We start from the raw sequence: 12689 nt of genomic DNA, 5'->3' as shown, positions 1-12689 counted from the left end.
CCTCCGCGCGAGCGCGAGAGGGCGGGGCACCGGCGCGTTCAGCCCTGCCGGCTCCGCTGCTTCTTGATCATGTCGGTGAGGTCGGCGACGCGCCCGGCGGGCGGGGCCTGCACGGTGGCCGTCCTGCCGAACTTGTCGAAGTCCATGCTGATGGTCATGACGCCGATCTTCTCCTTGAGCCGGACCGGCAGGTCGTCGGAGCCGACCCACACGTCCATGAGGATCGACTCCGCGCCGGTCACCTTGCTCATGGGGCTGCCCTCGCCGTAGACGTCCTTGAGCTTGCCCATGTGGGCGCTGTCGATGACGCCGCGGTAGTGCGTGGTGTGCTTCCCGTTCACGGTCTGCGTGCCGAGGTTCTGGACGTCCTTGGCGTACTTCAGGCCCTTCATGGAGGCGGAGGGGCTGCCGTTGTCCCCGCTGAGGGCCTCGGCGCCCTTCTTCCCGAAGAGGACCGAGCCGTCGATCTTGATCCAGTCCTTGCCCTGGTACGGGCCGGAGGCGAAGCGGTCGACGTCGTAGTAGTAGACGCCGTCGACGAACAGGACGTGCGTCGTGGGGGAGTGGTTCATGGCCTGCATGTTCGCGGCCTTGGTGTCCATCTCCACGTCGAAGGCGTATCCGCCGCCCCAGGAGTACGTGCCCTTCATGGAGATCGGGCCGCTGGTGCCGGTGTCGGTCGTCATCCGCACCTCGGCCGAGCCCAGCCGCTCCGTCCGGTCCGTCGCCCTCGTCAGTGCCGCCATCGCCTGATCGGCCTTGTCGACCGCCTTGACGGCCGTCCTGGCGCTCTCCGTGCCGCAGCCGGAGACCGCCACCAGTGCTGCCGCCGTGCAGGCCACCCAGGCGGCGGTGTGCCTCTTCCTCATGTCCCCACCCCAAGCTGTGTGTCTGTTGTGCGGGGCGCACTCTATCGGCCACCACTGACATGGACGCGACTGAATAACCCGTCCGGATACCGGACGGCTGACATTTTTTTGAAACCTTGCCTACGGTTCCCGTTCAGGCCGGACGAAACGGGTGGCGAAGGGGTTACGAGCAGATGACCTTCAAAAGCAAGGTCACATCAGTCATGGGCTTGATGGATGCACCTATGGGGCGTCACAGCCTGGGAAAGTGATGCGGCACACAGCCGTCCGGAGGTGCGGATTCCGAAGGCAAACGGCCATTGACGTGGTGGTTTTCGTCGGGGTTCTCTATGCAGCGCCGGGAGCGGACGAGACGAACGTACGACGATCCGCCGGAGGCGATAGCGCTCCCGACCCCCACCCCAGCCGCTCACGTCGAACGGAACCGCCGCATGACCGACACGCTCCAGAAGTCCGTGGTAGACACCGCGACGGCTCCCGCACCGGGGCTGAAGCGTTCCATCGGTGTCGTCGGCGGCACGCTGCTGACGCTGTCCTGCGTCACGCCCGCCTCCACGCTCTTCGTCGTCGTCCCCGACCTGTTCGGTTCCCTCGGCACCGCCACCGCCCTGACGATCGCCATCGGCTCGCTCCTCTGTATCGCCGTGGCGTTCTGCTACTCCGAGCTGGGCACCCTGATCCCCAGCGCGGGCGGCGAGTACGCCATGGTCTCCACGATGGCCGGACGGCTCGCGGGCTGGCTGGTCTTCGTGCTCTCCCTGCTGGTCGTGATGATCGTGCCCCCGGTGATCGCGATGGGCACCGCGGACTACCTCGCCCCCCTCGTCCACCTGGACCCGTCCATGACGGGCGCCGGAGTGATGCTGCTGGCCACCCTCGCCGGTCTGCTGGACCTGCGTGCCAACGCCTGGATCACCGGCATCTTCCTGGTCCTGGAGGTCATCGCCGCCGGGGTCGTCGCCCTGCTGGGCTTCTCGCACAGCCACCGCGGGGTGGGCAGCCTGGTCTCGATGCAGGTGGCCGGCGCGAACGGCCACACCGACACCGTGACGGCCATGCTGGTGGTCTCCGGCCTCGCCATCGCCCTCTTCGTCACCCAGGGCTTCTCCACCGCCGTCTACCTCTCCGAGGAACTGGAGAACCCGCGCCGCAACGTCGCCCGGACGGTCCTCGCCACCCTCGCCATCTCCACCGTGGTCATCCTGGTGCCGGTCGCCGCCATCACCATGGGCGCCTCCGACCTCAAGGAACTGACCGGCGGCGACATCAGCTCCATGGTCACCGCCTGGTCCAACTCCGCGGTCGGCACCTTCGTCAGCCTCTGCGTGGCCCTCGCGATCATCAACGCGGGCATCGTCATGGTCATCCAAAACTCCCGCGTCCTGTTCGCCTCGGCCCGCGACAAGGCCTGGCCCGGCCCGGTCAACACCGTCTTCTCCAAGCTCGGCCGCTTCGGCTCCCCCTGGGTCGCCACCCTCGCGGTCGGCGTCCCCGGCGCGGTGCTCTGCTTCGTCAACCTCGACACCCTGTACGGCGTCACCGGCGTCTCGGTGACCGGCATGTACCTGCTCGTCGCGGTCGCCGCCCTGCTCGCCCGCCGTGGCTCCCACAAGCACACCCCCGCCTGGCGGATGCCGCTGTGGCCCGCGGTGCCGGTCCTGCTCATCGCCGTCCTGGCCTACATCCTGACCCAGCAGGAGACGAGCTACCTGCTGTGGACCGGCGGCATCACCGCCGCGGCGACCCTCTACTGGGCCCTGTACCTGCGCCCGCGCCGCGACACCCACTGGCTGGTGTCGATCCCGGAGGACGCGCAGGCCTGACCACGGGCCCGGACGTCGGAGCGGGGCCGTACCACTGTGCGGCTCCGCCGTCCGTACCACGACCGCGGTAGGGCACAGCACCCCCGTACACCCGGAGGAGGGGCACCCGCTCACCCCCAGGTCGGCAGCGGTTGTCAGTACCGCCCCGTACCGTTGACGCATGGATCTTCGACCGCCCGCCCTGCGCAGCCTGCTACGGCGGCCCCGCCGGCTCCTGGCCGCCGGGGCCGCCGTCGTGGTGCTCGCCGGCGCCGGGACGTGGACGGCGGCCGTCGCCTCCGACGACCCGCGGGCCGTGCGCCGCAGCGACCAGGTCATGGCGGTCGACGGGGTGCGCCTGGACACCTCGTACTTCACCCCGGCCGACGCCGGCCGGCACCCCGCCGTCCTGCTCGCGCACGGCTTCGGCGGCAGCAAGGACGACATGCGCCGGCAGGCCGAGGACCTCGCCCGGGACGGGTACGCGGTCCTGACCTGGTCCGCGCGCGGTTTCGGCGGCTCGACCGGGAAGATCGGCCTGAACGACCCGAAGGGCGAGGTCGCCGACGCCTCCCGGCTCATCGACTGGCTGGCCAGGCAGCCCCAGGTGCGGCTCGACAAGCCCGGCGACCCGCGCGTGGGCGTGGCCGGCGGCTCCTACGGCGGCGCGATCTCCCTGCTCGCCGCCGGGTACGACCACCGGGTCGACGCCATCGCCCCGGCCATCACCTACTGGAACCTCGCGGACGCCCTCTTCCCGGACGACGTGTTCAAGAAGCTGTGGGCCGGCGTCTTCGTGAACACCGGCGGGGGCTGCGCGAAGTTCGAGCCCGCGCTGTGCCGGATGTACGACCGGGTCGCCGAGTCCGGCACCCCGGACCCGGCCGCCCGCAAGCTGCTGGAGGAACGCTCACCGTCGGCGGTCGGCGACCGCATCAAGGTGCCCACGCTGCTGGTGCAGGGGCAGACGGACTCGCTGTTCCCGCTGGGCCAGGCCGACGCCGCCGAGAAGGCGATCCGCGCGAACGGCGCCCCCGTCGACGTCGACTGGATCGCCGGCGGGCACGACGGCGGCGACATGGAGACCAGCCGGGTCGAGACACGCGTGCGCGCGTGGTTCGACCGCTACCTGAAGGGCGACCGGGGCACCGACACCGGCCCGGCCTTCCGGATCACCCGCACCGGCGGCGTCGACTCCACCGACGGCACCGCCCGGCTGCGCGGCGCGAGCGCCGCCGCCTATCCCGGCCTGCGCGACCATCCGCGCACCATCGCCCTCACCGGCGGCACGCAGCGCGTCGCCAACCCGGCCGGGGCCAGCCCGCCCGGCGTCTCCGCGCTGCCCGGCCTCGGCGGCTCCGGCGGCCTCGCCCAGCTCTCCGCGCTCGGCGTCGGCGTCTCCCTGGACTTCCCCGGCCAGTACGCCCGGTTCGACTCGGCGCCGCTCACCCGCGACCTGCGCATCACCGGCACCCCGACCGCCACCGTGCACATCACCTCCACCCGCGACGACGCCGTCCTGTTCGGCAAGGTCTACGACGTCGGCCCCGACGGCACCCGGCAGGTGCTGCCCGCCCAGCTCGTCGCCCCCTTCCGGGTGACCGGCGCCAAGACGGGCAAGGACGTCACCGTCACGCTCCCGGCGATCGACCACGAGGTGCAGAAGGGCCACCGGCTCCGCCTGGTCCTCGCCTCCACCGACCTCGGCTACGCCTCCCCGGCCGCCCCGGCCACCTACACCGTCTCCCTGAAGGGAGGCCTGAGCGTGCCGACGGCCCCCTCCGTCACCACCGCCGCCGCGCCCCTGCCGGCCTGGGTCTGGTGGCTGCCCGTGGCCGGCGCGGTCGCCGCCCTCGCCCTGCTGCTCACCACCCGCCGCCGGACGGCCGCCCCTGCGCCCGACCCCGCGCTGGCCGAGGTCCCGCTGGTGATCACGGACCTGAGCAAGCGGTACGCCGGGTCCACCGACCGGTACGCCGTCCGGGACCTCTCCTTCCGGGTGGAGAAGGGCCAGGTCCTCGGCCTGCTCGGACCGAACGGCGCGGGCAAGACCACCACCCTGCGCATGCTGATGGGCCTCATCCGGCCGGACGCCGGCGAGATCCGCGTCTTCGGCCACGCCATCCGGCCCGGCGCGTCGGTGCTCTCCCGGGTCGGCGCGTTCGTGGAGGGCGCCGGCTTCCTGCCCCACCTGTCCGGCCGGGAGAACCTGGAGCTGTACTGGCGGGCCACCGGCCGTCCGCCCGCGGACGCCCACCTGGACGAGGCCCTGGAGATCGCCGGGCTCGGCGACGCGCTCGCCCGCGCGGTCCGCACGTACTCGCAGGGCATGCGGCAGCGCCTCGCCATCGCCCAGGCCATGCTGGGCCTGCCCGACCTGCTCATCCTCGACGAGCCCACCAACGGCCTGGACCCGCCCCAGATCCGCGAGATGCGCGAGGTGATGATCCGCTACGCGGCCGGCGGCCGTACGGTGATCGTCTCCAGCCATCTCCTCGCCGAGGTGGAGCAGTCCTGCACCCACCTGGTGGTGATGGACCGCGGCCGACTGGTGCAGGCGGGCCCGGTCCGGGAGATCGTCGGCTCCGGCGACACCCTGCTGGTCGGCACCGCCGTACCGGTGCAGGAGCCCGTGGTGGAGAAGGTGGGCGCGCTGGACGGCGTCGCCTCCGCCGTGCGCACCGACGACGGGCTGCTGATCCGGCTGGACCCCGGCGGCACCGCCGAGCGGCTGGTCGTGGAGCTGGTGCGGCTGGAGGTGCCGGTCGCCTCCGTCGGCCCGCACCGCCGCCTGGAAGACGCCTTCCTCACCCTGATCGGAGGTTCCGCATGAGCACGCTCACCGAGGTCGCCTCCGGCTACCAGGCGGGGCGCACCCTGCCGCTGCGGGTCGAGCTGGTCCGCCAGCTCAAGCGGCGCCGCACGCTGGTCATGGGCGCCGTCCTGGCCGTACTGCCGTTCGTGCTGCTGATCGCCTTCGCGATCGGCGGCGACCCGGGCGGCCGGAACAACCAGGTCACCCTGATGGACACGGCCACCGCCTCCGGCGCCAACTTCGCCGCCGTGAACCTGTTCGTCTCGGCGGGCTTCCTGCTGGTGATCCCGGTCGCCCTGTTCTGCGGGGACACGGTCGCCTCGGAGGCGAGCTGGTCGTCGCTGCGCTATCTGCTCGCCGCGCCGGTGCCCCGGGCCCGGTTGCTGTGGTCCAAGCTCGTGGTGGCGCTCGGGATGAGCCTCGCCGCGATGGTGCTGCTGCCGCTCGTGGCGCTCGCCGCCGGCACGGCCGCCTACGGCTGGGGCCCGCTTCAGATACCGACCGGCGGCGTGCTCGACACGGGGACGGCGGCCCAGCGGCTCCTGGTGGCCGTGGCGTACATCTTCGTGTCCCAGCTGGTCACCGCCGGGCTGGCGTTCTGGCTGTCCACCAGGACGGACGCCCCGCTCGGCGCGGTCGGCGGCGCGGTCGGACTGACCATCGTGGGCAACGTCCTGGACGCCGTCACCGCCCTCGGCCACTGGCGTGACTTCCTGCCCGCGCACTGGCAGTTCGCGTGGGCCGACGCCGTCCAGCCCCGCCCCGAGTGGTCCGGCATGATCCAGGGCACCGCGCTCTCCATAACGTACGCCCTGGTGCTGTTCGCCCTGGCCTTCCGGGGTTTCGCCCGCAAGGACGTCGTCTCCTAGGTCACCGGCGCGTCACCCGCCGGTCACGACGGGCCGCCGCCGTGGCCGGTTCGAGATCCATCCGCAACTCCCCGGGACGCACGTTCCGGGTCCCCGCCCCGTCACAGTCGGCAGCGGACGCACACGTCCGGCGCCAACGGGCAGACGGGGAGGACCAGATGGAGCGGTACGGGGACCACCGGGCACGGCGGGCGCTGCTCGCGCTCACGGCCGCGGGCGGGCTGCTGCTGACGGCGTGCAGCGCGGGCGGCGCCGCGCAGAAGGCCGACGAGAAGGCCCGCGACGGCGGGTCCGGCGTGGTCCGGCAGGACGCCGGCGGCCGGCTGTCCACCTTCGCGCTGGACGTCGACACCGCCTCCTACACCTACGCCCGCCGCACCCTCGCCGACGGCCGCAGGCCCGATCCCGGGACCGTCCGCCCGGAGGAGTTCGTCAACAGCTTCCGCCAGGACTACCGGCGGCCCGACGGCAACGGCTTCACGGTCACCGTCGACGGCGCCCGCACCGGCGAGCCGGACTGGTCCCTGGTCCGGGTCGGCCTCGCCACCCGGCCCGCCGCGCCGGACGCGCACCGCCCGCCCGCCGCGCTCACCTTCGTCATCGACACATCCGGCTCCATGGGCGAACCCGGACGCCTGGACCTCGCCCAGCACGCCCTGACCACCCTGACGGATCGGCTGCGCGACGACGACTCCGTCGCCCTCGTCACCTTCAGCGGGGACGCCGAGACCGTGCTGCCGATGACCCGGCTCGGCGGCCACCGCGGCACCGTACGCGACGCCATCGACACCCTGGAGCCGCAGAACTCCACCAACCTCGGCGCGGGGGTCGAGGAGGGCTACGCCACCGCCGTGGAGGGCGCCCGCAAGGGGGCCACCAACCGGGTCGTCCTCGTCTCCGACGCCCTCGCCAACACGGGCGAGACCAGCGCGGACGCGATCCTCCGCCGGATCGACGACGCCCGCCGCGAACACGGCATCACCCTCTTCGGCGTCGGTGTCGGCAGCACCTACGGCGACTCCCTCATGGAGCGCCTCGCCGACCGGGGCGACGGCCACACCGTGTACGTCTCCGATCCCGGGGAGGCCGACAAGGTCTTCGCCGGGCAGCTCCCGCGGAACATCGAGCTGACCGCCCGGGACGCCAAGGCCCAGGTCGCCTTCGACCCGCACACCGTCACCGACTTCCGCCTCATCGGCTACGACGACCGCGAGGTCGCCGACCGGGACTTCCGCAACGACCGGGTCGACGGCGGCGAGGTCGGCCCCGGGCACACCGTCACCGCCCTGTACGCCGTCCACATCCGGCACGGCGCCCGTGGTCACCTCGCCACCGCCACCGTCCGCTGGCTCGACCCGGGGACCCGCGACCCGCACGAGGCGTCGGGCGCCCTGGAGACCGGGGCCCTGGCCGGCTCGGTCTGGCGGGCGAGCCCCCGCTTCCAGGTCACCGCGGTCGCCGCGTACTTCGCCGACGCCCTGCGCACCGGCTCCGCGGACCGCCCGGCCCTCCCCGGCGCCCCCGGCCTGACCGGCCTCGCCCGCAGGGCCGCCGGGCTGGCCCGCACCACCGAGGACGCCGACGTACGCGGCCTCGCCGACGCCATCCGCCAGGCGAGCGGCACGGACCCCGTGGAGTGACGTGGAGCGACCCCCGCGGGCCCCATTGACCTTTCCTTACTTGTGAGTAAGTTGACCCATCGGTAGGAACCTTGGGCAGGCCACGCACCGCCACCGGGAGCCGTCATGGGCGTACGCAGGGATCTGAAACGGGCACGGCAGCGCACCGACCTCGTGGACCGCGCCGCGGTGGAGATCGTCCGCGACCCCCTGGGCGTGGTCCGCGAGGTGCGCGCCGCGCCCCTGGCACCCCCGCTCACCACCGGTTCCCTGGCCGACCTGCCGTTCACGCACGCGGCCGAGACCCCCGACGCGGTGCTGCTGCGCCGCCGCGACCGCGACGGTGCCTGGCACCCGGTGACGGCGTCCGCCTTCGCCGCCGAGGTCGCCGCCGTCGCCAAGGGGCTCGTCGCCGCCGGGCTCGAACCCGGCGGCCGGGTCGCGGTGATGTCCCGCACCCGCTACGAGTGGACCGTCCTGGACTTCGCGATCTGGGCGGCCGGCGGCCAGTCCGTGCCGGTCTACCCGACCTCCTCCGCCGAGCAGGTCGAGTGGATCGTCCGCGACTCCGGTGCCAGGTTCGCCGTCACCGAGACCGCCGCGAACGCCGCCACCGTCACCACCGGCACGGCCGGCCACGCGCACCTCCCGCGCCTGTGGCGACTCGACGCCGACGCCCTCGCCGACCTCACCGTCCTCGGCCGGGACCTCCCCGACGACGAACTCGCCAAGCGGCGCGGGGCACTCGGCCCCGACACCATCGCCACCCTCTGCTACACCTCCGGCACCACCGGACGCCCCAAGGGCTGCGTCCTCACCCACGCCAACCTGCACGCCGAGGCCGCGGGCACCGTCGGGCTGCTGCACCCGGTCTTCCGGGCGGTCACCGGTCAGGCCGCCTCCACCCTGCTCTTCCTGCCGCTCGCCCACATCCTCGGCCGCACCCTCCAGCTCGCCTGTCTGCTGGCCCGCATCGAGACCGGCCACTTCCCGAGCGTGAAGCCCGACGAACTGCGGCCCGCGCTCAAGGAGTTCCGGCCCACCTTCCTGGTCGGGGTGCCGTACCTCTTCGAGAAGATCCACGACACCGGGCGGGCCACCGCGGAGAAACTCGGCCGGGCCGCCTCCTTCGACCGTGCCGAACGCGTCGCCGTCCGCTTCGGCGAGGCCCACCTGCGGAAGTTCCTCGGCACCGGCAAGGGCCCGAGGCCGGGCCTGTACGCCGCCTGGGCGCTGTACGACCTGCTGGTCTACCGCCGCATCCGCAAGGAACTGGGCGGCCGGACGCGGTACGCCATCAGCGGCGGCTCCCCGCTGGACCGCGACCTCAACCTGTTCTTCCTCGCGGCCGGCATCGTCGTCTACGAGGGCTACGGCCTGACCGAGACCAGCGCCGCCGCCACGATCGTGCCCCCGCTCAGCCCCCGCCCCGGCACGGTCGGCCGGCCGGTGCCGGGCGTCCGCGTCCGCCTCGCCGACGACGGGGAGGTGCTGATCAAGGGCGGGGTGGTCTTCGCGTCGTACTGGAACAACCCGGCCGCCACGGACGCCGCACTGCACGACGGCTGGTTCGCGACCGGTGACCTCGGCGTGCTGGACGACGACGGCTACCTCAGCATCACCGGCCGCAAGAAGGACATCCTCATCACCTCCGGCGGCAAGAACGTCTCCCCGGCCGTCCTGGAGGACCGGCTGCGCAGCCGCTCACCGGTCGGCCAGTGCCTGGTCGTCGGCGACAACCGGCCCTTCGTCGCCGCGCTGATCACCCTCGACCCGGAGGCGGTCGCCCACTGGCTGTCCGTACGGAAGCTGCCACCGGACACCCCGCTGTCCACGCTGGTGCGCGACGAGCGGCTGCGCGCCGAGGTGCAGAAGGCGGTCGACCACGCCAACGAGGCGGTCTCCCGCGCCGAGTCGATCCGGGCGTTCGCGCTGGTCGAGGGCGAGTTCACCGAGGAGAACGGGCTGCTGACCCCGTCGCTGAAGGTGAAGCGGCACGCGGTGACGGCCGCGTACGCGGAGCAGATCGAGGCGCTGTACCGGCGCTGACACGCCCGCCGGGTGCCACGGACACGCCGAAGCGGGCCGCCGAGGGCTCGGCGACCCGCTCCAGGGACCGGGATCAGTGACCGGCTTCGGAGTTCTCGGACAGGATCGACACGTCCTCCAGCAGGTGCGCCAGCGCGCCGTCGCGCTTGACGTTCGAGGAGTTCTCGGTGCACTGCTGCTGCATGTGGTCCGAGAGGATCGGGATGTCCTGAACGTTGACACCGATGAGGGCGCCGACGCCGACCGGAATGTCGTTCAGGGCGATGCACGGCTTGTTGAAAGAGCCCTGGATCAGGGCGATCTGCGGGCTCATGTTCCCGTACGTGGCCGAGTTGCCGTAGCTCTGCCAAGCACCGTTGCCATTGGCGGCGGTCGGGCCGCTGTCGTTCCCGAGCGCCAGCGCCTGCGGTGCCGCGGCGGCGGAGGCGCCCATGGCGGAAGCGGCGACGGCCGCAGTGGCAACAATCTTCTTGATCACTGGCCAGTCCTTTCTGAGGAAACCCCGTCCACCGGAGCGCACTGGTCAACTTCGCTGACCCATCCTGGTTTCTCCCGTTCACTCCGTCGGCCGATGCGGTGGGCTGGTGGTGTGCTTTTCGGATTGATGGCTTCTCGTCACCCCCCGGGCAATTACGCTCCAACCGAGTGAATCAGCGGAACCATTCCTGGTGCACCGGGTTGATGAGGCCGTAGGGCATGCGTCGCTACGAGGAAAGGAACGCGAAGTGCTCAAGAAGGCAATGGTCGCCGCCGCGACCGCCGCTTCTGTCGTGGGAATGGCGGTGGCGGCCGCGCCGCAGGCGCTTGCCATCGGCAACGACGACGGACCGACCGTCGCGAATGGCAACGGCGCCGCGTCGTCGTGGGGCAACTCGGCGACCAAGGGCGACATGAGCCCGCAGCTCTCGCTGGTGCAGGGTTCGCTCAACAAGCCGTGTGTCGGTGTCCAGGACGTCGACGTCGCCGTCGACGCGCTCATCGGCGTCACCGCCCAGGACATCCCGATCCTGTCGGACCACCTGCAGCAGCAGTGCAACGACAACTCCACCAACGCCAAGCGCGACGGTGCGGTCTCGCACGTCCTGGAGGACCTGTCGGTCCTCTCGGCCAACGGCGAAGGCTGAGCCGAACTGGCAGGGCCCGGGTCGTCCGCTGCGTTGTCCGCGGACTTCCCGGGCCTTTTTCCACGTATTTCGGCGAGGAAGGGCGAGGGAAAACGCGTGAGAGAGCGGTGCGATCGAGTGATTGTCGCGCGGTCCGCGTTCCGCGGTGTCCTGTTGTGTCAATCTCTCGTTCCGTGCCGCGACCGTTCACGTCGTGCTCACACGGTTCTGGCCGTCAATGGGGCATGGCCCCAGAGAAGGGAACATTCATGAAGAAGACCGTTGCTGCCGTTGCGGGCGTCCTCCTGGCCCTGGGTATGGCCGGACCCGCCTTCGCCGACTCCGGGGCCCAGGGCACCGCCGCGAACTCCCCCGGCTTCCTGTCCGGCAACGTGATCCAGGTTCCGATCCACGTGCCGGTCAACCTGTGCGGCAACACGGTGGACGTCATCGGGCTGCTGAACCCGGCGCTCGGCAACGCCTGCGCCAACGACTGAGATCCGCCCGAGGTACCAGCCCCCACCGGCTGCGCACTGGCCGGCCCCGGACCGCCGATCCGTCGATTCCGCGCTCCGGGGCCGGCCTTCCCACTTCTTCGAGCAGGAAAGACCACGAGATTGCGACAGACACTCAGCAAGGGCATGGCCGTGGCCGCCGCCGCGACCGGCGTGCTGTCCTTGTACGGCGGCTCCGCACTCGCCGACTCCGACGCGCACGGTGCCGCGCAGGGTTCCCCCGGGGTGCTGTCCGGGAACACCATCCAGGTCCCCGTGAACATCCCGGTCAACATCTGCGGCAACTCCGTCGACGCCGCCGCCGCGCTGAACCCGGCGTTCGCCAACTCCTGCGCCACGCAGGTCCGGCGGAGCGAAAGCGCCGACGAGGAGCACACCGGCTCCGGGAACGGCGGTTCGCAGAACTCGGGTCACGGTGCTTCGGGGAACACGGGGTACGGCGACTCGGGCGACTCCGGGTACGGCAGCTCGGGCGGCCACCACTCCGCGCCTCCCTCCGGCGGCAGCCACTCCGCGCCTTCGTATGGTGACGGCCACTCCGCCCCTCCGTACGGCGGTGGCAAGACGACTCCGCCTGCGTATGGCGGCGAGGAGACGACCCCGCCTCCGTACGGCGGCGGCAAGACGACCCCGCCCCCCTACGGCGGGGAGGAGACCGCCCGGCCCCCGTACGGCGGGGAGGAGACCACCCGGCCGCCGTACGGCGGCGATGAGAGCACGCCCCCCGGTGGTGGTCACGCCACGCCGCCTGGCGGGGAGTACCCCGAGGAGCCGCCCGTGCTCGCGCACACCGGTGGTGACGGCCCGGCCATGATCGCGACCTCGGCCGCGAGCGCCGCCCTGATCGCGGCCGGTGCCGTCCTGTACCGGCGAGGGCGGTCCGCCTCCCGTCGCTAGCGCGCACCGGGTGCCGGACCGAGGGCCCGGCACCCGACCGCGCCCGGCCCCCACGCCACTCGCCGTACCGGCGCCATCCCGGCCCGCCCCCCACGCACGCCCAGCCGGCCGGGCCGTATTGATATGACCCCGCGTCAGGTGCCGGATGGCG

At 72.2% G+C, this 12689-nt stretch carries 10 protein-coding genes; 8 read left to right on the top strand and 2 right to left on the bottom strand.

Annotated elements, in window-relative coordinates; genetic code table 11:
• Positions 1–38: 38 nt before the first annotated feature.
• Entirely contained in the window at positions 39–869 is an 831-nt protein-coding gene (locus IE273_RS02570; RefSeq protein WP_189813457.1) for an SCO4651 family lipoprotein, read from the bottom strand.
• A 431-nt stretch (positions 870–1300) separates the two neighbouring features.
• Between IE273_RS02570 and IE273_RS02565 the strand changes: the two genes are divergently transcribed.
• The 5 genes from IE273_RS02565 (at position 1301) to IE273_RS02545 (ending at position 10023) form a co-directional block, all read left to right on the top strand.
• A complete protein-coding gene (locus tag IE273_RS02565) occupies positions 1301–2692 on the top strand; it encodes an APC family permease (RefSeq protein ID WP_189813456.1) in 1392 nt (463 codons plus the stop codon).
• 160 nt (positions 2693–2852) lie between these two features.
• Entirely contained in the window at positions 2853–5504 is a 2652-nt protein-coding gene (locus IE273_RS02560) for a CocE/NonD family hydrolase (protein ID WP_189813455.1), read from the top strand.
• Positions 5501–6355, top strand: a complete 855-nt coding sequence (locus tag IE273_RS02555) for an ABC transporter permease (RefSeq protein ID WP_189813454.1) — start codon at positions 5501–5503, stop codon at positions 6353–6355. The genes IE273_RS02560 and IE273_RS02555 overlap by 4 nt, the downstream gene beginning before the upstream one ends.
• 158 nt (positions 6356–6513) lie before the next feature.
• Positions 6514–7995 carry a vWA domain-containing protein gene (locus tag IE273_RS02550; protein ID WP_189813453.1) on the top strand — a complete coding sequence of 494 codons (1482 nt, stop codon included), beginning with the start codon at positions 6514–6516 and terminating at the stop codon, positions 7993–7995.
• A 105-nt stretch (positions 7996–8100) separates the two neighbouring features.
• Positions 8101–10023 (top strand): AMP-dependent synthetase/ligase, encoded by a 1923-nt coding sequence (locus tag IE273_RS02545; RefSeq protein WP_189813452.1) that lies wholly within the window; start codon positions 8101–8103, stop codon positions 10021–10023.
• Between the two features lie 73 nt (positions 10024–10096).
• Here IE273_RS02545 and IE273_RS02540 read toward each other — a convergent pair whose 3' ends face one another.
• Complete coding sequence (locus tag IE273_RS02540; protein ID WP_189813451.1) at positions 10097–10501, bottom strand: rodlin; 405 nt, start codon at positions 10499–10501, stop codon at positions 10097–10099.
• A 247-nt stretch (positions 10502–10748) separates the two neighbouring features.
• Here IE273_RS02540 and IE273_RS02535 point away from each other — a divergent pair, with 247 nt between their 5' ends.
• The 3 genes from IE273_RS02535 to IE273_RS44885 all read left to right on the top strand — a co-directional run bounded on the left by IE273_RS02535 (position 10749) and on the right by IE273_RS44885 (position 12538).
• Positions 10749–11147, top strand: a complete 399-nt coding sequence (locus IE273_RS02535; protein ID WP_014672821.1) for a rodlin — start codon at positions 10749–10751, stop codon at positions 11145–11147.
• Positions 11148–11395: 248 nt separating this feature from the next.
• Positions 11396–11623, top strand: coding sequence for a chaplin (locus tag IE273_RS02530; protein ID WP_058080591.1), 228 nt, complete (start codon positions 11396–11398; stop codon positions 11621–11623).
• A 120-nt stretch (positions 11624–11743) separates the two neighbouring features.
• Positions 11744–12538 (top strand): chaplin, encoded by a 795-nt coding sequence (locus IE273_RS44885; RefSeq protein ID WP_189813450.1) that lies wholly within the window; start codon positions 11744–11746, stop codon positions 12536–12538.
• Positions 12539–12689 lie beyond the last annotated feature (151 nt).

The sequence above is a fragment of the Streptomyces olivaceoviridis genome, from assembly GCF_014650115.1.
Lineage (GTDB): Bacteria > Actinomycetota > Actinomycetes > Streptomycetales > Streptomycetaceae > Streptomyces > Streptomyces olivaceoviridis.
Note: the sequence above shows the minus strand (reverse complement) of the source record. Positions and strands in the feature narration are given on the sequence as shown.